At 37.2% G+C, this 22,295-nt stretch carries 19 protein-coding genes, 1 tRNA gene and 1 pseudogene; 19 read left to right on the forward strand and 2 right to left on the reverse strand.

What is annotated here, in order from left to right:
- The first annotated feature begins 42 nt into the window (after positions 1-42).
- From EGT49_RS02770 to EGT49_RS02810, 9 genes are all read left to right on the forward strand, one after another.
- A complete protein-coding gene (locus tag EGT49_RS02770) occupies positions 43-1,119 on the forward strand; it encodes a glycosyltransferase (RefSeq protein ID WP_135371442.1) in 1,077 nt (358 codons plus the stop codon).
- 39 nt (positions 1,120-1,158) lie between these two features.
- Entirely contained in the window at positions 1,159-2,631 is a 1,473-nt protein-coding gene (locus tag EGT49_RS02775) for a nicotinate phosphoribosyltransferase (RefSeq protein ID WP_135371443.1), read from the forward strand.
- 1 nt (position 2,632) lies between these two features.
- Complete coding sequence (gene nadE, locus EGT49_RS02780; protein WP_135371444.1) at positions 2,633-3,448, forward strand: ammonia-dependent NAD(+) synthetase; 816 nt, start codon at positions 2,633-2,635, stop codon at positions 3,446-3,448.
- 343 nt (positions 3,449-3,791) lie between these two features.
- Entirely contained in the window at positions 3,792-4,955 is a 1,164-nt protein-coding gene (locus EGT49_RS02785) for an aminotransferase class I/II-fold pyridoxal phosphate-dependent enzyme (RefSeq protein WP_246013787.1), read from the forward strand.
- A gap of 28 nt (positions 4,956-4,983) precedes the next feature.
- Complete coding sequence (locus EGT49_RS02790) at positions 4,984-6,432, forward strand: hypothetical protein (protein ID WP_135371445.1); 1,449 nt, start codon at positions 4,984-4,986, stop codon at positions 6,430-6,432.
- A complete protein-coding gene (locus tag EGT49_RS02795) occupies positions 6,433-7,413 on the forward strand; it encodes a glycosyltransferase family 2 protein (RefSeq protein WP_135371446.1) in 981 nt (326 codons plus the stop codon). It abuts the gene before it with no gap.
- Between the two features lie 5 nt (positions 7,414-7,418).
- A complete protein-coding gene (locus tag EGT49_RS02800) occupies positions 7,419-7,853 on the forward strand; it encodes a hypothetical protein (RefSeq protein ID WP_135371447.1) in 435 nt (144 codons plus the stop codon).
- 1 nt (position 7,854) lies between these two features.
- Positions 7,855-8,310, forward strand: coding sequence for a SprT family protein (locus EGT49_RS02805; RefSeq protein ID WP_135371448.1), 456 nt, complete (start codon positions 7,855-7,857; stop codon positions 8,308-8,310).
- 48 nt (positions 8,311-8,358) lie between these two features.
- A tRNA-Leu gene (locus EGT49_RS02810) sits at positions 8,359-8,444 on the forward strand.
- A gap of 629 nt (positions 8,445-9,073) precedes the next feature.
- Here EGT49_RS02810 and EGT49_RS02815 read toward each other — a convergent pair.
- Positions 9,074-10,063 carry a tRNA-dihydrouridine synthase family protein gene (locus tag EGT49_RS02815; protein WP_135371449.1) on the reverse strand — a complete coding sequence of 330 codons (990 nt, stop codon included), beginning with the start codon at positions 10,061-10,063 and terminating at the stop codon, positions 9,074-9,076.
- 295 nt (positions 10,064-10,358) lie between these two features.
- Here EGT49_RS02815 and EGT49_RS12800 point away from each other — a divergent pair.
- The 5 genes and pseudogenes from EGT49_RS12800 to EGT49_RS02840 form a co-directional block, all read left to right on the forward strand.
- Positions 10,359-10,535 (forward strand): annotated as a pseudogene (locus tag EGT49_RS12800) (helix-turn-helix domain-containing protein); the annotation flags it as partial.
- Complete coding sequence (locus tag EGT49_RS02820) at positions 10,536-11,216, forward strand: hypothetical protein (RefSeq protein ID WP_246013788.1); 681 nt, start codon at positions 10,536-10,538, stop codon at positions 11,214-11,216.
- 89 nt (positions 11,217-11,305) lie between these two features.
- Positions 11,306-11,806, forward strand: coding sequence for an SLAP domain-containing protein (locus tag EGT49_RS02825; protein WP_135371451.1), 501 nt, complete (start codon positions 11,306-11,308; stop codon positions 11,804-11,806).
- A 333-nt stretch (positions 11,807-12,139) separates the two neighbouring features.
- Positions 12,140-12,649, forward strand: coding sequence for an SLAP domain-containing protein (locus EGT49_RS02830; RefSeq protein ID WP_135371452.1), 510 nt, complete (start codon positions 12,140-12,142; stop codon positions 12,647-12,649).
- 652 nt (positions 12,650-13,301) lie between these two features.
- Positions 13,302-16,292 carry an SLAP domain-containing protein gene (locus EGT49_RS02840; RefSeq protein WP_179949610.1) on the forward strand — a complete coding sequence of 997 codons (2,991 nt, stop codon included), beginning with the start codon at positions 13,302-13,304 and terminating at the stop codon, positions 16,290-16,292.
- Positions 16,293-16,733: 441 nt separating this feature from the next.
- Here the strand turns inward: EGT49_RS02840 and EGT49_RS02845 are convergent, their stop codons facing one another.
- Positions 16,734-18,134 carry a hypothetical protein gene (locus EGT49_RS02845; protein WP_135371454.1) on the reverse strand — a complete coding sequence of 467 codons (1,401 nt, stop codon included), beginning with the start codon at positions 18,132-18,134 and terminating at the stop codon, positions 16,734-16,736.
- A gap of 156 nt (positions 18,135-18,290) precedes the next feature.
- Here EGT49_RS02845 and rbsK point away from each other — a divergent pair, with 156 nt between their 5' ends.
- The 5 genes from rbsK (at position 18,291) to EGT49_RS02870 (ending at position 22,280) form a co-directional block, all read left to right on the forward strand.
- On the forward strand, positions 18,291-19,199 hold the full coding sequence (gene rbsK / locus EGT49_RS02850; RefSeq protein WP_135371455.1) for a ribokinase: 909 nt from the start codon (positions 18,291-18,293) through the stop codon (positions 19,197-19,199).
- Between the two features lie 189 nt (positions 19,200-19,388).
- Positions 19,389-19,589 (forward strand): cold-shock protein, encoded by a 201-nt coding sequence (locus EGT49_RS02855; protein WP_057812991.1) that lies wholly within the window; start codon positions 19,389-19,391, stop codon positions 19,587-19,589.
- Positions 19,590-19,744: 155 nt separating this feature from the next.
- Entirely contained in the window at positions 19,745-20,932 is a 1,188-nt protein-coding gene (locus tag EGT49_RS02860) for an MFS transporter (RefSeq protein ID WP_135371456.1), read from the forward strand.
- A gap of 77 nt (positions 20,933-21,009) precedes the next feature.
- Positions 21,010-21,645, forward strand: a complete 636-nt coding sequence (locus EGT49_RS02865) for a glycoside hydrolase family 73 protein (RefSeq protein WP_135371457.1) — start codon at positions 21,010-21,012, stop codon at positions 21,643-21,645.
- A 53-nt stretch (positions 21,646-21,698) separates the two neighbouring features.
- Positions 21,699-22,280, forward strand: a complete 582-nt coding sequence (locus EGT49_RS02870) for a xanthine phosphoribosyltransferase (protein WP_135371458.1) — start codon at positions 21,699-21,701, stop codon at positions 22,278-22,280.
- Positions 22,281-22,295 lie beyond the last annotated feature (15 nt).

A 22,295-nucleotide genomic window follows, 5' to 3' on the forward strand; every position in this document is an offset into this window, starting at 1 on the left:
GTATTATTATACACGAGAAAGATTAATTTGAGAGGTGTCAAAATGCGCGTTTTACATATCAATGCCGGTAACGAAGACGGCGGTGCTAGAACTTATATTGTAAACTTGATGAAAGGTCAAAAATTAATTGGCGAAGAAAGTGCCTTGCTGACTTTCCAAGAGGGACCAGTTTCGAAGATGGCACGAGAAAATGGCTTGAAAGTAGCCGTTTTGCCACAACGACAACGATTTGACTTATCGATTTTGAAACCACTAGTACAATACATCAATAATAATGATTTTGATATTGTTCACACTCACGGACCACGGGCAAACTATCTTGTGTCGTTGATTCGCAAGAAGATTCACGCAAAATGGGTGATTACTGTCCATTCTGACCCCCGGATCGACTTTTCCGGACTCAAGGGGTCAGTTATGCTCAAATTAAATCTACACGCACTAAAACGGGCTAATTTGCTATTTTACATCAATCCGGACATGGAAGAATATTTTGATGAATTGAAGATCGACCACAAGAAACGTTTTGAAGTCTTCAATGCTATCGATTTTGCGGGCACGAATCCGGTTTTCAATCATCAACCAACATTTACGATTCTTGAGGTTGCTCGTTTGGTTGAAGTTAAGAATCATCGTCTGCTGTTAGAAGCTTTGAGCAAGGTCAGTTTCAATTTCCGCTTAGTACTTGTGGGGGATGGTCCGTTGATGGATCAGCTGCACAAACTAACGGTTGAACTTGGTATCAATGATAAAGTTGAATTTGTCGGTTTCAAGGAAAATACCGGTGAGTATTATCAAGAGTGCGACGTTTCGATTTTGACTTCGAAGACTGAAAGTATGCCGGCAGTATACTTGGAGTCAGCAGCTTACGGAAAACCGGTCATTGCAACAAATGTTGGTGCGACGGATAAAGTTATCGACAACGAAAATGGTTGGTTAGTTGAATCAAATAATGAACAAGAATTGATCCAAGCTTTAAATGATGCTCATGAATATTGGAAAGATGACAACTTGAGCCAAAAAGGAATGGCCTTATATCAAGAAGTTCGTGACAATTATTCAATTGAAGCACTGGCTCATAAGGTTAATGATGGGTATCAGGCGACTTTAAAAGCAAATTAGAGTAAAATATAGGGCGAAAAAATAAATAAGGGAGTTATCATGACTCAATTTCAAGATGAAGATTTAACATTGCATACTGATTATTATGAATTAAATATGATGTATACATACTGGAAGAAAGGTTTGCACAATCGTCGTGCAGTTTTTGAAGTTTACTTTAGAAAATTACCATTTGACAACGGATTTGCGGTCTTCGCAGGTTTGGAACATGTGGTCAATTATTTGAAGAACCTCAGCTTTTCAGATTCAGATATTGAATACTTACGTGAATATGGGGAATATGACGAAGAATTTTTACGTTGGCTCAAGGACATGCAATTCAGTTGTACCGTCCGTTCAGCCTATGAAGGAGATTTAGTTTTCAACGAAGAACCAATTCTCCAAGTTGAAGGACCATTGGCACAATGCCAACTAATTGAAACGGCTATTTTGAATATGGTCAATTTCCAAACTTTGATTGCTACTAAGGCAGCTCGCATCAAGACTGTCTGTGGTGATGATCCAGTAATGGAATTTGGTTCACGTCGTGCTCAAGAAGTTGATGCAGCTATCTGGGGTACTCGGGCCGCTTATATTGCTGGTTTTGACGCTACAAGTAACGTCTTAGCTGGTAAGTTATTTGGTATTCCAATTTCGGGAACACATGCTCATGCCTTAGTTCAAACTTACCGTAACGAATATGATGCTTTCAAAGCTTATGCTACAACTCATAAGAATTGTGTCTTCTTAGTTGATACATACGACACCTTGAAGAGTGGTGTGCCTAGTGCCATCAAAGTTGCCAAAGAAATGGGTGACAAGATCAACTTCTTAGGTGTCAGAATTGATTCTGGTGATATGGCTTATATTTCTAAACGTGTCAGAAAACAACTTGATGAGGCTGGTTTCCCTAACGCTAAGATTTATGCTTCCAATGATTTGGATGAAAAGACCGTTTTGAACTTGAAGATGCAAGATGCCAAAATCGACGTCTGGGGTATCGGTACGAAAGTTATCACTGCCTTTGACCAACCAGCTTTAGGTGCTGTTTATAAGTTGGTAAGTATTGAAGACAATCGTGGCAACATGATGGATACTTTGAAACTTTCCAGCAATGCAGCTAAAATTTCTACACCAGGTAAGAAACAAGTTTGGCGCATCACTAATAACCGTAAGAACGACAAATCAGAAGGGGACTATGTAACATTCTGGAATGAAGATCCAAGAGAACACAGTTCACTTTACATGTTCCATCCACAATACACTTACATCAATAAGACCGTTGAAGACTTCCAAGCAAAGCCTATGTTGCATGATATTTTCGTTGATGGAAAATTAGTTTATGATTTGCCAAACGTAAAAGAAATCAAGAAGTACTGTGCAGCTAACTTAGATTCACTTTGGGATGAATACAAACGTATCTTGAATCCACAAGTTTATCCAGTGGATCTATCTTCAAAACTTTACAGTCATAAGATGAAGTACATCGAAAAGATCAGAAACGATGTAAACAATATTAGATTAGGTGACTAAAATGAGACCTTTGCAAAAAGAAATTATTGAATTTGAACATACCAAACCAGAAATCGACCCCGAACAAGAAATTAGACGTTCAATCGATTTCTTGAAAAATTACGTGAAGAATCGTAGCTTTTTAAAAACCTTAGTTTTAGGAATTTCCGGTGGCCAAGATTCGACACTAGCTGGTAAATTGTCCGAAATGGCAATGACCGAGTTACGTCAAGAAAGTGGCGACACTGATTACAAGTTCATCGCCGTGCGTTTGCCATATGGAGAACAAGCTGACGAATCAGATGCTATGCAAGCAATCGAATGGATGCAAGCGGACAAAGTAGTTCGCGTTAATATCAAAGATAGTGTTGACGCAATGGTAAAAGCAGTCGAAGCTAATAACATGAATATTTCTGACTTTAATAAAGGAAATATCAAAGCTAGAACCCGTATGATAGCTCAGTACGCAATCGCCGGGGACAATAAAGGCGTTGTAGTCGGAACCGATCACGCAGCTGAAAATATCACCGGATTCTATACAAAGTACGGCGACGGAGCTGCCGATGTAACACCACTATTTCGTTTAGATAAACGCCAAGGCAAGGCTATGCTAGAAAAACTAGCCGCACCAAAGAATCTGTACGAAAAAGTACCAACAGCAGATCTTGAAGAAGACCGCCCAAGCTTACCAGATGAAAAAGCGTTGGGAGTTTCTTATAAAGATATTGACGATTATCTTGAGGGGAAAGATATCGACGAAAAAGCTGCTGAAGTTATTGAGGGATGGTATAAGAAGACAGCGCATAAGAGACGATTGCCTTATACTGTATTTGATTAGAGCGTGTAGCAGGCCTGTTTAGGACTTGGCAGATAGCCTAGCTTCACGAATTACCCGCCGCACTTGCGGGTGATTTGGGAAGCGTAGCTATATGTCCAAGTCCTGGCCTGCGGAACGCGTTTTAGCTATATTGCATAGAACCATGGTTATCTAAAAAAAGAACCAAACCTATTAAAAAATAGATTTAAAAAACAGAAAAAAAGGGGGCATTTCCAAGCAGAAATACCCCCTTTTTGACCCTATCAATAAGACAGTTCCAAACTAACGACGTTTTTTATCCAAAATTTCATGTGTTAGAATAAAATTGTACTATTCGTAAGATTCTATGGAGAGGTGTTAAACAGTGAACAAAGATTTAGTTTCCTTAATGAAACCATCCGTTGTCGCAATTAAGCAACAAGAGATTTTTAAATTCAATGCGCGCGCCAAAAGTATTCCGGGAGTCGTTAATATGACAGTTGGTGAACCCAACTTTGCTACCCCTGAACATATCAAAGAAGCTGCCATCCAGGCAATTAATGAAAATAAAACTCATTATACTGTGCCAGAAGGCAATCATGAGCTTTTGAGTGCTGTTTCAAAATATTTGCAGGATAAGTATGGATTGAATTATGATCCAGAAACTCAAATTGTAGCTACAACAGGTGTTACGGAAGGTGTTTTCTCAGCTTTCAATGCCATTTTACAATCAGGAGATGAAGTTTTGATTCCATCTCCAGCTTTCACAATTTATGGACCAGATGCGGACTTTAATGGTGCAGCTCCGGTTTATATCGATACGTCAAAGACTGATTTCAAAGTAACACCACAAGCTTTACAAGAAATATTGAGAACTCATCCACGTATTCGAATTTTTCTATTGAATTATCCAAGTAATCCAACCGGTGTTAGTTACACTGAAGATGAATTAGTGGCTTTAGCAGAAATTTTAAAGAAACACGATATTTTTGTAATAAGTGACGAAATTTATAGTGAATTGACTTATAATTTTAAACATATTTCATTTGGTAATATTTTGCCAGAACAAACTATTTTGTTAAATGGTTTATCCAAGTCACATGCGATGACTGGTTGGCGTTTTGGAATTGTCTGTGGACCTAAAGAAATCGTTGCACAGATCAATAAGATCCATGAACTAGCTACGACTTCGATTACTTCTATTACCCAATTTGCGGCCTTAGAAGCCTACAAGAACGGCTATGACGACCCAATTCCAATGCGTGAACAGTATCAAGCTCGACGCGATAAACTGCTTGCTGGCTTAGAGGAACTTGGTTTTGAATGTCCAACTCCTAATGGAGCGTTCTATTTATTTGCGAAGATTCCTGACGGCCTAGAACAAGATGATGTTAAATTTGCCAACGACTTGTTAGATAAAGAACATTTGGCTATCCTGCCAGGTAGATTCTTTGGCGTTGGTGGTGAGCATCATTTAAGATTCAGTTATGCTGCTAGTATGGAAGATATTTCTGCTTGTTTAACAAAATTAGCTGACTTTGTAAAATAAGTAAACTAGCATTTTTAGAAGGGGAAATATGTTAAGCAAATTTCAAAGTATTATTAGTAAATTAGTACTTATTTGTGTAGGGATTTTCACAACTGTCGTTTTCGTGCAGATGGGTCAATTCTTTGCTGTTAATTATTTAAAACCCGAACCAGTACTAGCCATACTGGTTTTTCTTTGTGCAATCATTTTCGTTTTATTGGCGGGTTGGCTCTTAGTTAAGATTCGGGATGACGATAAAAATCTCAATCGGCTGATTTTGATCAGTCTTTTAGCAATCTTTATGATCGTAGCTTTGATTTGGCTGAAAGTCGTTCCACAGACTCAGATCAGTGATTTCGGAGAATTTTGGAATGTAGCACCGAGAGCTTTGTTAGGTGAGAAGATTTTTAGTTATGACAATGATTATTTTGCTAAATGGGCCTATCAGACTGGCTTTCTAGTTTATGTGATGGGTGTTGTGAAGATATTTGGGCAAAATGTTTTCGCTTTGCAATTTTTGAATGTGATCTACCAAGTCTTAATTTTGTATTTGGGATATTTAATTTCACTGCAAATCTTCAACAAAGTTAAAGCTGCTCGTTTGACAGTTTTAGTTTTGATGATCGACTTGGATTGGTTTGCCTTGAATTCGCAAGCTGACAATCAATACATTGGGATGCTGCTATTTATGTTGACGTTCTACTTATTGATGCAGAATAAGTTGTGGACCTACATCGTAGCTGGGATCACTTTGGCAGTCGGCAGTATCGTGCGGCCAATCGGTCCAGTTATTATTGCCGGGATCGTTGTTTACGGATTATTGTACGTATTCATTAGTAATAATAAGTTCTCATGGCAGGGAATTGGCAAAATTGTGTTGACGTTAGTCATTTATCAAGTGATTTTTTCTGGAGCCAGTTTAGCAATTAAGAATTCCGGTTTAAATTCTTACGGTCTGACTAATCGCGATTCTGAATGGAAATTCGTAGTTGGTTTAGATGCTAATTCGGGTGGTTCATACGATCAAAATATGGTCAATCGCTTCGATTTAAATGCTAGTCGAGCCAAGATGAGTGCCAAAGAACATAAGGTTATTAAAGAAAACATTCGGAATTTAAATGCTAGTCACGGATGGCTCAGACTGTTCTGGCAAAAGAACCGCACGCTTTGGGCAGGACGTTCACAGACAATTGATTTCACTGAATTCGAAAAGATCCACTCGCTAAAAATTTCTAATCTGGTTAAACTCCTTGGGTATATGGGAAGCGTGATTTTGATTATCTTCTCATGGTTAGGCTCATTGAAACTGTTTAGAACAAAATATGATAATAAATTATTCTTGATTTTGTTGCCACTAATGGCTTATGCCGTTGTACAATTGTTAATTGAAGTCCAAGGCAGATATCGACTTGAGTTCTTACCAGTAATTGCAATTTTAGCTGGTTGGGGACTTTACAGTTGTTATGATTGGATCAAGTCAAGACGGGAGAAAATTTAGATGTCTGATGGATTTAAATTGAGTATCGTAGTCCCATGTTATAACGAAGAAGAAGTACTGCATGAGACGACTAAAGAATTAACCGCCATTTTGCACGGTTTGATAGCTGATCAAAAGATCACGCCGACTAGTAAAATTGTCTTCGTTGACGATGGTAGTAAGGATAAGACTTGGCAATTGATCGACACATTCTCAAAGGAAAATGAAGTCGTATCAGGAGTTAAGCTTAGTCGAAACTTTGGTCATCAGGGGGCTTTGTTGGCTGGTGTCACGACTGCCTCAAAGGATTCGGATGCCGTTATAACGATAGACGCAGATTTGCAAGATGATGTTAATGCCATTCCCAAGATGGTTGATGAATACTTGAATGGTTCGGAAGTAGTTTACGGTGTTCGTAACAACCGTGACACGGATACAGCTTTTAAGCGTAGCACGGCAGAAATGTTTTATAAATTCATGGGCTTTCTAGGTGTTAAATTGGTACCCGATTCAGCCGATTATCGTCTGATGAGCCAACGTGCTTGTAAAGTTTTGTTGAGTTATAAGGAACGTAATTTGTTCTTGCGGGGGATCGTGCCATTGGTCGGTTTCAAATCTAGCAAGGTTTACTATGCGAGAAAAGAACGTTTCGCCGGGGTATCGAAGTATCCTTTGAAGAAGATGTTGAAGTTTGCGATTGATGGGATCACCTCGTTTTCAATCGTGCCTATCAAGATGATCATGGGATTAGGATTTTTTATTGTTTTAATTAGTATTGTACTTTTGATCTATAGTTTGGTTCAAAAGGTCAATGGAAATGTTGTTGACGGCTGGTCGTCACTAATGATATCTATTTGGGCCCTTGGTGGTGTACAATTAATTAGTATTAGTGTGATTGGCGAATACGTTGGGAAAATCTTTAGTGAAGTTAAACAACGTCCAAGATTTACCATTGAAGAAGATATTTATACTGAAAAAACACAACAAGAAAATAAGAGGTAATTATTATGAATGCCGCACAAAAGAAAGCTATGCAATACGGTAATTTGATTAATGATACAGTAAATACGATTCAAGAAGAACAAGACAAGTTGAATCCTGAATTTGAAAAGTTACGTGATGCTTTGGATCGTAGCAAGGTTGAACAATTAGACAGTATCGAATATGAAAAGATTCAAAAAGACTTCGCAGCCGGAACTAAGAAATATCAAGAAACACTCGCTAAATTAGACAAAGGTAGAGCACCTGCTAGATTGATGGGAACTCACATTACTTTAGTTTCTGCTTTTAGAAAATACGTTGAAGCTTGTGGAGAAATGACTGATAGTATCGGTGATGACAAAAACATCGACCGTCACAAGTTTGATGCTTCCGAAAAAGAACAAGATGAAGCAATGGACAAATTCTCAAAATTGATCCAAAAGCTTACTAACTTGGCTTAAAATGACAGATCAAGAATTAACAGAACTAGTAAAAAAGGTTTCCCAAGACTATTTTGGGAAACCTTTTGTTCATCAAGCATATTTTAACAGTCGTTTAAAGACTACCGGCGGAAGATTTCATTTGCGTGATCGCAATATTGATATTAATCCTAAAATCTTGTCCCAGTTTGGCGAGGATACTTTGGTCGGCGTGATCAAACACGAATTGTGCCACTATCATTTGTACAACGATGGTTTGCCGGCTCAGCACAAGGACCGTGAATTTAAAGTCTTATTACAACAGGTCAATGGGTTACGTTTTTCACCGCTACCTAGTACTAAAAAAACCAAGACTTATCACCTCTATCGTTGCAGTCACTGTCAAACTGAATATTTGCGGGTCAAAAGAATCGATACGAAACGTTTTGTTTGCGGCAAATGCCACGGAAAGTTGAAATACATTAAAGATATCAAATAATCGTCTTGATATTTTTTTTAATTATATGTATAATTATTTCTGTTGCATGCGGGTATGGCGGAATTGGCAGACGCGCAAGACTAAGGATCTTGTGGAGAATTATCTCCGTGGAAGTTCGAATCTTCTTACCCGCATTAATATTGTGAAAAGGAATGTTGATTAATTTCAGCATTCCTTTTTTTGTGGGTTGGTGAAGTATGCCGTCCTCCGCAACAAACTCGATTTGGGACTGGAACGATGTGGGCACAACTTGAAGCTTTTTTCAAAACCGGAAAAAATCTTCAAGCTTGGCCTTCTTGTAGGTGCTAAAGCACCAACAAGAATTTCACATCTGAGCCCAAATCGAGTTTGTTGCTCCGGACTGAATAACGGATCTATGTTTTATCTGCTTTCCGTTTATTTAGGAATAATGGTTCTATTCGTGATGTGTTTTTACTATTTTTATGGTTTGGATTCATTTCTGTTCAAAGTTAGAAAAAGCATCTATTCTTCAATAGTATGCAATTGGTTATTAAGTAACCATACGTATATTGAGAATAGGTGCTATTTTTATTTATAAAATTAAGTGGAAAAAATAATAAAGGCCACTATCTAGTCTGGAGTACAAGTCCTGTGATGGCTCAGCCGCCAAATTCTTGTTAATGCTTTAGCATTTACAAGAAGGCCAAGCTTGGAAATACCGCGTACTTTGCGGTAGTTTCAAGTTGTGCCGGCCGCGTTCCAGTCCATCACAGGGCTTGTGCGGAAGACGGCATTTTATCACTTAATTCTGGAAATCGTCTAGGATTTGTCTGACTTCTTGGGAATTGTTGGCTCGGACTAGTTTGTTTCTTAGGTCGGTGGCGCCTAATTCGTCGCGAGCGTATATTTTGAAGAAGCGTTTTAAGGAGACAAATCTTGGGGTGTCATAATGGGTTGAGAAGTCGTCAAATAAGTCTAGTTGTAGGCGTAATAGATTTAATAATTCGTCTAGTGAATGTGGTTTGTTACCGGGTTCGAAGGCAAATGGGGTGGTGAAGACTCCGCGGCCAATCATGATTCCGTCTAGTCCGGGATGTTCTTTGGCTAGCGTGACACCAGCTTGGTAATTTAGGATGTCTCCATTTACTTGTAGTAGGGTTTCTGGAGCAATCTCGTTTCGCAATTTGATTAAGTCGTCGATTACTTCAAAGTGGGCGGGGACTTTGCTCATTTCCATTTTGGTTCGCAAGTGGACTGTTAAAAGGTCGACGTGTTGGCTCAAGAGTTTGGGAATCCAGTTGTGATACTCGGACACTTTGCTGTAACCGAGGCGGGTTTTGATACTGACAGCTAAGTTAGATTGTTTGCAGGCCGCAACTAGATCGTCGACTTTTTCGGGATTGCTGATCAAATAAGTGCCACCGTGATTTTTGATGACCGTTTTATCAGGACAGCCGGTATTGATGTCAACTGCTTTGAAGCCCTGTTCTTTAAGAAAATTGGTTCCCGTTTGGTAGTCGATTGGTGAGTCACCCCACAGCTGAACGACTGGCTTCTTAGTTTCTCTAGGGTCGATGTAGAGGCGTCCATCCACCGGGAATTTGGTGTTTGGATCGGTGATACTTTTTGCATAGACGAATTCGCTGAAAAAAGCATCAGGAGCATAAGCTTTGGCAACCACTTGACGGAAGACGGTGTTACTGACTGCTTCCATAGGTGCCATTGTAAAAAAGGGTCGGTTTTGTGCTTTAGCTGTTTGGGCAATGTCCGACCAAAAATTTGATTCCGTCAAAATAAGAACTCCTTTGTTGAATAATCACATAGAATCTATAATACTAGTTTTTCCTTGGCACAGCTAGTATTGTCATCTATTTGAAAATAAATTTTAATTAAAAGCCAATTTTTGTAAAAAAAACTTTTTATTGACAAGATAATAGAAAAAAACGCATAAAAAGGATACTTTTTTTACAAAATAATCGAAATATCCATAATTTTGTATTTAAATCTTAATGCTACTACTTATAAAAAATACAGAAATTTTTATACAAGGTGGTATAGTATTATATGAAAAATATCATATTAGATAGATGGGAGTGTTGTTCTTGTTTCTTGGGTCGATTATTTATAATAAAAGACGGGAAATGAATTTGACGCAAATAGAGCTTGCCAACGATATTTGCACTCAAAACACTATTAGTAAAATAGAAAAACATAATATAGCTCCAACTGTGAATATATTAATCAAAATTTGTTTGAAGTTGGATTTGACTTTAAATGATGTTTTTAGTGATTTTGCTGACAAAAAAACTGACGCCAAAGAGAGTCTCCTTGATGCAATTGAAAAAGAAGTGCTATTGAATCAATTAATTGGTATAGACGAGAAGCTATCCAATTTGCAAGGAAAACTTGGTGATGATGATAAGAAACAGTATGAATTGATCACTGGAGCTTTGAATTATTACAACGGTAGTAATGATGAATCGTTGTTCACTTTGGATAAAGTTTTGCAATTAACTAAGTCAGCCAATGACGATATATATACGTTGCTCGCTTATTTGTTCAAAGGTCTAAACTATTTGAGTCAAAATCATCTTGATCGTGCACAATATTATTTTCAAATGATTGGGGATGTTGTCGAAGAAAATATCGATGTCATCAATGCCAATGACTTAGAAGGATTGTTTATTTGTAAGACATTGTCCGAATCATTCAATGGAATGCGATTATTCCAAAACGCATATCAATTTGCTCATTTTGGATTGAATTATGCTAAGGAGAATCATTCAACTTATTACCTAGCCGAATTGTATTTCAATGCTGCTTTAGCACTGAAAGATAGTCCAGATAGGGAAGAACAATATCATGATTATTCACGCCTAGCCTACTATTTGGCTAAGTCTGATCAAAATGAAACCTTGTTAGAAAAAATAAGCCGTATGGAATAATTTCATACTAGCTTATGCATAAATTTTGTTAAAGATGTTTAAACAATTTATACTTTATTTAGTCTAAGGAGACTAAGGAAGTATAAATTATGAAAAGAAGTACTTTGGTAACGTTCCTAGTTATTTTGTTAGGATGCTTTTCAACTTTATCTGTCCATAGTGTCAAGGCTGAATCCATCAATACTGGTAAATTTGTGGAAGTTAGTGTAAGTTCAGCGAAACTCTATAATTCCACAGGTCGCGCTTTAGGGAAAACGGAGCCTAAAGATAGCGAATGGTTTTTGGGAAAGACAATAAATATTAATGGGAAAAACTTTTATCAAGTAGCTACTGATGAGTATTTGAGTTCTAGTGATAGTTTTACTTATCAAAATAGACCGGAGGTTATCAAAGTTTCGAGTAATGGAGATGTCCCCGTTTATAACCATGATTTTGTTGAAAGTACTAATGTGGCGCTCGCACCAGGAACATCCTGGTATAGTGATCGCGTGATTACTACACCTGAAGGTATACCGTTTGTCCGTGTTGCAACAAATGAGTATGTTGGAATGTGGTACGTTGTACAGCAGAAATTTACACAAAAATACTAATTGTTGGATGGGAACATTCGAAGAATTATTGTAGAATGTTCTTTTTTTTATATTAAAATTTCACTTTTTTATGAACGTTTACATGCCCATGGAATAACGGATATATAAAATAATTAATAAGATTATATATCATTATAGAGATAAAAATGTTGAAAAATGTGTGGAATGCTTGTACTATTAAGTAGCCTATAAATATGCCGAATAAAAATTATAGGCAACGTGTGAGTTTATATAATTTTATTTGATATGTATAAAATCAAGCTTGATGTACGCTATTTTTCTGCCAAAAAATAGCTGGGGAAAAAATTTATTAGATATAGTGAGGAATTACTCATGAAAAAAACAATTGCATTATTAGTGTGCGCTTTATTAGGTGGTAGTTTTGCCGCAACTGCCTCAACAACCAATGTTAGTGCTCAATCAGTTACGAAGGGAAACTATGCTCAAGTTATTGATAACACAACTATTTATGATCAAAATGGAAACAAAACCGATATTGCTCTTGAAAAAGACAGTACTTGGAAAGTTAACCAACTAGTTAAGATCAACGGAAACGAATATTTCCAAGTTGCACCTAACCAATTTTTAAGCACAAACGATAGTTTTGCATACAAAAAACGCCAGATGACTATTAAAGTTCAATCATCTGACGACAGTCCTATTCGTGTTTACAATCATAATTTGAAACAGAGAACAGACGTATCACTTGCTTCCGGAACTAAATGGTACTCCGACTCAGCAATTTATACGTCTCAAGGTATGCCTTTCTTGCGTGTCGCTACTGATCAATACGTTGCCATGTTTGACGTAACTGAACAACAATTTAAGGCTTCTATTAATTAATTTAAATTTAATATGTGTGTGAATTCTTAACTCAAAGATATTCGTGGTATGCCGACCATGGATATCTTTTTTTATTTTCTATGTATATATCAATCTTAATGTACACTGCCAAATGTACTTAATTATTTATTAGATATATGAGTTGTATCCTTAATACAATTCGTAGTTTACTATCATTTGATTAGAATTTTGAATCAAGTTTTGTAAAAAGCTTTTTCCAGAACTGAATCAAATTTATTGAATATAAAAAGAAGCATTAAAAATCCAAAAAATAGATAATAAATTACGATTGTGTGACACTTGGCACTAAAATTAATGCCCCAATAAAGCCAATTCTAGTCAATGTTCTAATTTCTGTCAACTAATTTTAACAATAGGTTGTGAACGATTTATTTAGAAAACAGTATTATGAATTAAATGATAATTAACCCGTTCATATTGATTAGCATGCAAAAAGGGATGCTTTTATAAATAATGTGATAGTGATTACTCACTCATACGAATGGTATATATGTTCCACTTTTGGCTATAAACCTTATACACCTTGAAATTACGGAGTTTATTGAAACTTTTTAATTAATCTTTTTGATTGGTATATATAAATTATGGAACTAAAATTTATATTAGAAAGTAGAAAAGAGTGATTATTGAAATGTTATTAAACAAGAAATGTATTTATCTAGGAGTTTCATTATTTTCAGCAATGATATTAGGTTCAATGAATAATCAAAGTGTTAAGGCTGCGACGACTAATCAATCGACTTCAACACAGGTTAATGATCCAAGTATTAAATCTACTAAAGATCAAACAATAACGAGTACAGCTACTATAACTACTGAACCTGCTTCTACGACACAAAATTCTGCAAGCTCTGCGATTCCAGCTACCGGAACATCAAGCGGCACAGGAACTATAACACCAAGCACCAGTATTACAGGTTCAACGGGAATTGTTTTAAGTCCAAGCACCGGTACAACGACTGGCACGACTACACCAAGTACTAGCACGACAACGATTGGAACAGCTACACCAGGTACTAGCACATCGACGACAACTGACACGACTACACCAAGTACTAGCACATCGACGACAACTGGCACGACTACACCAAGTACTAGCACGACAACGACTGGAACAACTACACCAGGTACTAGCACATCGACGACAACCGGGACGACTACACCAAGTACTAGCACGACAACGACTGGAACAACTACACCAGGTACTGGCACATCGACGACAACTGGCACGACTACACCAAGTACTAGCGCGACAACGACTGGCACGACTACACCAGGTACTAGCACAACAGCAACGAATTCAACTACCTCAACGGCAACTGTAACGGATCCTTATGCACTCCCAAGTTATGTACCCGATGATACTGTTGTAAATATTCCAGATTCCTTATTAAATTATATGGTTAAGCAAAACCTTCAATTAAGTGAAAATCAAAATATAACTGTAGCTGATATTAAAAAATTTAATGGGGTTATGAACTTATACGATGCCTATTATTTAACTAATAGACCAAGCTACGTTGGTTCTCAAGTAGAAACGTTTAGTGGATTACAATATTTGAAATTTCTATCTCCGGTGAGTTCAATATCACTTAATGTAACCGTGGCATGGGATAAAAATGCTAATCCAGATTTAAGACCACTTGAAGGTTTGAATTTTACTACCCAAAGATTCAGTTTGGTCGGAAACTTTAGTGATCCAAATTATAAGGAAATTGATGCCAGTCAAATTGGCGATTTGAGTATAGGTAACGCAAGTGTCATTACTTTAACTGGATCAAGTTTAATTTCAGATCATAGCGGTATCGATCAGGCTGGATTGGAGAAGATGGCACCAGCACTTATAAAGATTGCTTCAACGGTTTCACCATTTTTACCTAATGGTCCAAGTATTTTCCTGAACAATACTAATATTACTGATCTTTCACCATTGAATGGTATAGGTGCCTCTGCTAAAAATGCCTTGACTGTGAACAATAATTCTGTAGATCCAACTACCTTGTATGCTGTGACTGGACAACCAATGACCTTCACCGCACAACATATTACAGGATTAAATGGAAAGGACTTATCATCGACATATACTATTACGCCTAATGTTCCTTTGTCAGAATATCACGACAATAATATGAGCTATCTAGGAAATGACCAATACGTTGTAAATGATCCTACTGGTTCTGGTACTACATTTACTTATGGAAATGTAATACCAGCGTATAACTTAGGCAATTCATACTCAGAAAAAGTGGGTGGCACATACTTTTATTATTCAGGCACTACTACACAACCCATTGTTTGGCAAAATTCTCCAACTGTTAAAATTCTTTACGTTGATTCCAATAATCAACCGATTTTGTCAAATGGTTCTCAATTAACGGAAACTGTTGATGGGACTAAAATTGGTTCAAACTTTGATTTGACACCATATACTAAATTGACCGGTTATACATTTGTTAGTTCTTCGGGTTCTTTGACAGGCGCATATACTCAAGATCCACAGACACAAACATTTGTATTTAAGGAAAATCCAGTCACAGCTACAACAACCCCAAGTACTGGTACAACAACAGGAACAACAACTCCAAGCACTGGTACGACAACGACACCAAGCACAGTGCCATCAGATACTTATGATGATGAAGGTACTACAACTCCATCAACACCAACAACTCCAGTCATTACGACAAAGCCAGTTGACATCACTGTTTCAGCTGTTTCAAAGAATCCAGTTCAGGTTTATGGCCCGGATGGCTCAGCTATTTCTGGCAAGACAGTTATTTTAGCTGATACTACTATTAAACAAAGTGCAACGATTAATGGTACTTTGTATTATCAAATTGGTGATGGCGAGTGGGTACCTGCTAGTGACTTCAATACTTATCAAGCAAGCACAGGTATCGCGAAGACTGGCACGACTGATGCAACTTTGGTAAATTCAGAGGGCGTGACACTTGATTATAAGTTGGCCGCTAATACTGCTTGGAAATACGATAGAATCGTTACTATTCAAGGAAAACAATATTATGAAGTCGGTAATAACGAGTACTTGTCAGCTGACGATTCATTAGCTTACACGCCTGTTAAAGCTGATTTGACCATTAAGACCCCAGTTGAAGTTTACAATTCTGAAGGCAAAGAGATTACTAGAGTTTTGCCAACTCACAGTGACTGGGCAACTGATGGTATTTCAACAATCAACGGTGTCAGAATGTATCATGTCGGAACAAACGAGTGGATTTCAGCAGAAAATGTCAATCCATATACCTCAGTCAAGACCGTCTTCAATAGTACGACCGATACACCAGTCTTTGACATTACAGGTGAATTGACTAAGAGAACTCTTGATCCAGGTACTGCTTGGAAAGTCGATAGAATTACTGAAATCAATGGCGCTAAGTACTATCGTGTAGCCGAAAACGAATTCGTCAAAGTACCTGACACATCAATCACAGTTGCTAATAATGTGATCGATGTCGAAAACGTCGTTCCAATTTACGATGAGAAGGGCAATTTGACCGATTTGAATTTAGCCGCTGATACAGCTTGGAGATTTGATAAGACAGTAACTATCGGTGGACAAAAGTATTATCGTGTTGCAACCGATGAGTACGTTAAAGCTTAATTATTTAGGTCAGAGCAACTAGACGTTGCTCTAAACTAGATAGTGTTTTTAAAAAAATAGCACCTATTCTCAATATGCGTAAGATTACTTCATAATCCTGCACTATCGAAGAATAGATGCTATTTTTTTAGTTTGCTTTAAACCTGATTTAGAACCGAATCCATACAATTATGAATAGAACCGTTATTCTTAAATAAACGGAAAGCAGATAAAACATAGATCCATTATTCAGTCCGGAGCAACAAACTCGATTTGGCTCAGATGTGAAATTCTTGTTGGTGCTTTAGCACCTACAAGAAGGCCAAGCTTGGAGATTGCGCGCACTTTGCGTAAGCTTCAAGTTGTGCCCACATCGTTCCAGCCAAAATCGAGTTTGTTGCGGAGGACGGCATACTTCCACCAAAATCAAAACAAAAAAGACGACCAATCTGGCCGCCTCTTTTATTTTTCTTTAGCTTGAATTAATTTAACTTTTTTCAAAATTTGTTTGTCGAAAGCCTTCATATAATCGGTTTGATTCTTGAAGCGCTTATTCTTGAGCTTTCTTTGGGCATCTGTCCAGTCGTAATAATTAATCGGAACCATATTACGATCCTTGTGGGTGACGTATAATTCCGAGAAATTATTGTCCGTTTGAATAGGACCGGTCATCCAAATATACCTGTCGTTACGATATTGCAGGAAGTACTGTGTATCACGCGTGATGGTGTTTTGATATTGCGAATATCTAATTTGCATATCAAAGGTTTGACCATAATCATGGGAAAGATAATCCATTCTAACTCCAAGAATTAGTGTCACCAATCCAAATAGTGGTAACAGAATTTTTCCATAATTATTGAAGAAAATATCGAAATTAACGGCAAAAATTGTAACTAGAAAAACGTAACTAGCAAACATACATCTGGAACCAAATGGTGAAACAACGATAAATGGTGCGATAACGACATAAGTTGATAGCAATAAGGCAAAGTTAGCGATTTTTTGTTTGGTGTTCTTGAGTTTCAAACTATAGAAAATAGTGAAGATTGAGAAAATCAAGACGGCTGTACCAACGATAATCAGATGCTTTGGTGTATAAGTGATTCGTAAGTAGTGGAAAAGTGTATCTTTTGTGCCTGATCCTGAAACAGAGCGGTAAGCATCAGAACCGAAGAGGATTTTGATGTAGGCACCGTTGATGAACATCAGGATAGCACCTAAGAAGTTTCCTCCTAATATAAGGTTGAGAACTTTTTTGAATTCAGAGCCGAAGTGTTTTCTGAAGAAGATCCAAACTAAAACGACATTGAAGCAGTTGAGTAAGGTAACGTGTTCAGCAAAGAACTGAGCGGCAACTGCGGCTAAGAAAATTAATACCATTTGTGTACGGTAGTAATGAACGTGCTTGTTTTCGTAATTTTTTAAAACTAGATAAAGCATGAATAATGGAAAAATGGCGGAAGGTAAATAATTAGCAAAACCGGCGTGCCAACCTAAAATTTGCTTAAAAATCATTACTGGACTTAACAGAATTGCAGTCGTGGCAATGGCACTGGAAACTAGTCCAATATTTTTTGTGGGAGTAATTTCTTCACGAATCTTTTGAATTAAATAAACAATCGTTGTGGGGAAGATTCCGTAAGCCAGAAAGGCAACGGTCTTAATTTTAGTCATCATGATAACTAAGAGATCGCCTAGGTAGCGTCCGTCATAGTAAGTGAAAATGCCATTAGGGAAGTAATTACTTCCAAAGTAAGTTCCCCAATGCAAGTCATCACCAAGAAGTGGCATCCACATTCCTATCAGACCGAAAATAATGAATAAAACAAAATAAAAGCTGAGTTTGGCTGTTCTTTTCATAAATATGTCCTTTAAATTTATTAACTAAAAATATATTTTATCATGGTTTGAAAAAATATGAGCGCTAACTTGTGGTAAATATCCTACTATTGATAATATAATTAATTGATATTAGAAAAAATTCTTAAATGTTAATAAAAAGGTGGACTATTTAATATGAAGAAAATTGTTGTATTAGGATCAACTAACGTTGATACAATTTTGAACATCAAACGCTTGCCACTGCCTGGAGAAACGATGGCGATGGATGGACAATCAAGTGCCGGCGGTGGTAAAGGTGCCAACCAAGCTTTAGCTGCTACTAGAGCAGGAGCTGAGACTTCTTTTGTTAGCAAAATTGGTGATGACCATGCAGCAGATTTTATGCTCGACACTTTTAAAAAAGATGGTTTAAATATTGACCACGTAACAGAAACCTCAAAAGCGGGTACGGGAAAAGCTTATATTCTTCTGGACGAGAATGGTCAAAACAGTATTTTGATCTATGGCGGTGCTAATCAGACGATAAGTATAGACGATATTAACGCTGCAAAAGAAACAATTAAAAAAAGTGACTGTTTAATTTCAGAATTTGAAACACCAATCTCTGTAACGATTGAAGCTTTCAAAATTGCTAAGGAAAACGGTGTTATCACGATACTAAATCCCGCCCCAGCAAAGGATAATATTCCTTTGGATTTGTTAAAGTTGACTGACATTATCGTTCCAAACGAGACTGAAGCCAGCGCTATAACGGGTATAAAAGTTGAAGACAAAAAATCCATAATAAATTCTGCCGAGAAATTGAATAAAATGGGCATAAACCGTGTTATAATAACTATTGGTAGCAGGGGATCACTTTATTACTCTGAAGGTAAAGAAGAATTTGTTGACGCTTACAAGGTGCCAGTAATTGATACAACCGCCGCAGGTGATACTTTCATTGGTTATCTGGCAGCTAAGTTAGATTCTGACTTAGGTAATGTCGTTGAAGCCATGAAGTTTGCTAGCAAGGCTTCATCGATTGCTGTTCAGACCAAGGGAGCGCAAAATTCAATTCCTTACGTTGAAGATGTTAAAATTTAGGCATTTATCGGGGAAAACTTTATTTAACTTAGATTGTAATAAGTTGTTAATCATGTTACTATAAGAGTTGTATTTTTGAATGGTGAATGGTTCGGATGGTTTGAATGTTTCGTACTTTAGACTTTCTTCCATAATGTACCACGAAATAAATGCACAACTAATATATTATTTATCAGGAGGAATAGTCTGATGGAACACGGAACAGTTAAATGGTTTAACGCAGAAAAAGGCTATGGTTTTATTACACGCGAAGATGGTAGTGACGTATTTGTTCACTTCTCAGCAATCCAAGGTGACGGTTACAAGACACTTGAAGAAGGTCAATCTGTAACATTCGATATCGAAGATAGCGATCGCGGACCACAAGCTTCAAACGTTGTTAAGGACTAATTATAAACTTTAATAAACTTTGAATTTTAAGCCAATCCAACGGATTGGCTTTTTTTGTGTCTTCAAAAGTATGCTCTGAAAACTTTACAGAAAATTTACAATAACTAAACATTGGTGTTTTATGATTAAAACCTGATGTGTAAAGGGTGGTGAGTATGGAAGACACATGGAAGAAGAATTTTAGAGTTCTTTGGTTTGGCAGCTTCATTACGGAGATGGGAAATGCGATGACGTTACCATTTATTGTCTTGTTCATCGACACCTTGGGTAATTTTTCCAATATCCAGTTGAATTTCTTAGGAGCGGCAGCATTTTCATTGACCTATTTAATGAAAGCTTTTGTTTCGCCATTTTGGGGCAGATTGGCTGATCTAAAAGGTCGAAAATTAATGTGCTTGCGAGCATCTGGGGTGATGACGATAACTATCTTGATGGTAGGACTATCACCTAATGTTTGGTGGCTGTTGTTTTTTCGAGCTTTGCAGGGAGCTTTTTCAGGTTATATCAACAATGCTAACGCTTTGATGTCAGTTTCAGCGCCTAAAGGCATTCAAGGTAAAGTTTTGAGTAAACTAGTCACCGGCAGTATTACTGGGACTTTGATAGGACCACTACTAGGGGGCTTTTTGGCCACTTGGTTAGGGTATCGAGGAGCCTTTTTTCTGACGAGTTTTTTAATGGGGATGGTTTTTCTGTTAACATTATTTTTCGTTAAAGAAACTTTTACACTGATTAAAAAGCAAGATCTACAGCCGGTTTTACCAATGATGAAAAAAATTGGTGGCAGTTTCTTTTTAGCACTGTTTGGCTCGCTCTTAGCCATTCAAGCGACGACCAATGCAATTACACCTATGATCAGTTTACTTGTCAAAGAGCTTGATTCTAGTGGCAATAACCTTGTTATAGTGACGGGAATCGTTTCTTCTGCTCCGGGATTGGCGACGGTCTTGACGGCAGGGGTGATTGGGAGTTTTATCGATCGAATCGGTGCAATCAAGAGTCTATTGATTTTTCTAAGTTTGGCAATCAGCAGTTTAGTGTTGACTAGTTGCGTGACAGGCGTTTGGCAGTTAGCAGTTCTAAGATTTGTTCTGGGGATTTCTGATGCAGCTTTGATTCCGTCGATTCAAATTTTAACTGTACAAAATGTACCGTCGGCCATTTTTGGTCGGATTTTTAGTTATAATCAATCAGCACAGGCTTTTGGAAACGTCTTGGGTCCAATGCTTGCGGCAGTGATTGCGACTGGATTTGGGTATAAGAGTATCTTCTTATTCTCCGCTATTTTAGAATTTTTAGCTTTGATTTTTTGGTTGAATTATTTAAAGCAGAAACATTATTAAAATTCTGTTTCAAATCACAAATTTTTCAAAGTTATCGGCTATAATGAGAATTAATAAACTTAAAAGGGATAGATCAATTGCCACAAAAGAGAAGATATACAAAAAGGCGGCACAAGAGTCGGAAAAATAATAATACAACGGTAATTTTATTAGCAATCGTAGCTGTATTTGTTATCAGCTTCTTTGGTTACAGGAGATATGTCCAGCATCAAAATGAGACGCAAGTTGAGATGGTTCAACAAAAACACGCTGCTTTTATCAAAAAGATTTCGCCGTACGCTGTGGAATTAGGACAAACTTATGGTGTGTTACCAAGTATCACGATTGCTCAAGCTATTTTGGAGAGTGATTGGGGAACCAGTACTTTAGCTAGCCAGTACAACAATTACTTTGGTATCAAGGGGTCTGACCCGAATAATACTAAAGTTCTGCAGACGAAAGAATATACTGACGGTCAGTGGGTAACAATCAACGGACGTTTTCGGGTTTATTCGGATTTTCGTGAGTCGATGAAGGATCATACACAATTGTTGGTCAATGGTACAACGTGGAATTCGCAGCAATACAAGCAAGTTCTGCAATCGAAAGATTATATTGATGCTGCTGTCGCATTGCAAGCTGATGGATATGCGACCGATCCGGGATATACAAGTAAAATTATTCGGATTATACAAAAATATAATCTTAAAAAGTATGATGAAGGTATCAAGTGAAAAACAAAGTATGATAGACTCTAATTATTCTATTAAATAGGGGAGAACGTGTAATGAAGGAACTAGAAGAAAGAATCAAAAAGGATGGTCGCGTTTTAGGTAAAGACGTATTAAAGGTTGATAGTTTTTTAAACCATCAAATTGACCCAATGTTAATGGAAAAAATGGGCGAAGAATTTTACGAACATTTTAAAAATGAAGGAATCAACAAGATCCTGACTGTTGAATCTTCTGGAATCGCTCCAGCAGTGATGACTGGTTTGAAATTCCAAGTCCCAGTTGTTTTTGCCAGAAAGCACAAGTCTGTAACATTGAGTGATGATCTTTATTCATCAGAAGTTTATTCATTCACTAAGAAGACTTCTAATCATATCAGTATTGCTAAGAAGTATCTTTCAAGTAGTGATAAAGTTTTGATCATTGATGATTTCCTAGCTAATGGTCAAGCTGTTAATGGTTTAAATACAATTATTGATGCTGCCGGAGCTCAATTAGCAGGTATCGGAATCGTGATTGAGAAGTCATTCCAAAAAGGTAGACAAATGATTGATAAATCAGGTATTCCAATCTATTCACTAGCTAGAATTACAGCTTTTGAGAACGGACAAGTTGTCTTTGGAAAAGAAGACGAGTAGTAATTAAGAAGGTGG

The sequence above is a fragment of the Companilactobacillus suantsaicola genome (assembly GCF_004745525.1).
Lineage (GTDB): Bacteria > Bacillota > Bacilli > Lactobacillales > Lactobacillaceae > Companilactobacillus > Companilactobacillus suantsaicola.

Bases quoted from the DNA above. Each gene is read 5' to 3' on its own strand.
- EGT49_RS02805 (WP_135371448.1), top strand. From the start codon at position 7,855: ATGACAGATCAAGAATTAACAGAACTAGTAAAAAAGGTTTCCCAAGAC.
- EGT49_RS02800 (WP_135371447.1), top strand. From the start codon at position 7,419: ATGAATGCCGCACAAAAGAAAGCTATGCAATACGGTAATTTGATTAAT.
- EGT49_RS02840 (WP_179949610.1), top strand. From the start codon at position 13,302: ATGTTATTAAACAAGAAATGTATTTATCTAGGAGTTTCATTATTTTCA.
- EGT49_RS02855 (WP_057812991.1), top strand. From the start codon at position 19,389: ATGGAACACGGAACAGTTAAATGGTTTAACGCAGAAAAAGGCTATGGT.
- EGT49_RS02870 (WP_135371458.1), top strand. From the start codon at position 21,699: ATGAAGGAACTAGAAGAAAGAATCAAAAAGGATGGTCGCGTTTTAGGT.
- EGT49_RS02795 (WP_135371446.1), top strand. From the start codon at position 6,433: ATGTCTGATGGATTTAAATTGAGTATCGTAGTCCCATGTTATAACGAA.
- EGT49_RS02775 (WP_135371443.1), top strand. From the start codon at position 1,159: ATGACTCAATTTCAAGATGAAGATTTAACATTGCATACTGATTATTAT.
- rbsK (WP_135371455.1), top strand. From the start codon at position 18,291: ATGAAGAAAATTGTTGTATTAGGATCAACTAACGTTGATACAATTTTG.
- EGT49_RS02845 (WP_135371454.1), bottom strand. From the start codon at position 18,134: ATGAAAAGAACAGCCAAACTCAGCTTTTATTTTGTTTTATTCATTATT.
- EGT49_RS02825 (WP_135371451.1), top strand. From the start codon at position 11,306: ATGAAAAGAAGTACTTTGGTAACGTTCCTAGTTATTTTGTTAGGATGC.
- EGT49_RS02790 (WP_135371445.1), top strand. From the start codon at position 4,984: ATGTTAAGCAAATTTCAAAGTATTATTAGTAAATTAGTACTTATTTGT.
- nadE (WP_135371444.1), top strand. From the start codon at position 2,633: ATGAGACCTTTGCAAAAAGAAATTATTGAATTTGAACATACCAAACCA.
- EGT49_RS02860 (WP_135371456.1), top strand. From the start codon at position 19,745: ATGGAAGACACATGGAAGAAGAATTTTAGAGTTCTTTGGTTTGGCAGC.
- EGT49_RS02830 (WP_135371452.1), top strand. From the start codon at position 12,140: ATGAAAAAAACAATTGCATTATTAGTGTGCGCTTTATTAGGTGGTAGT.
- EGT49_RS02770 (WP_135371442.1), top strand. From the start codon at position 43: ATGCGCGTTTTACATATCAATGCCGGTAACGAAGACGGCGGTGCTAGA.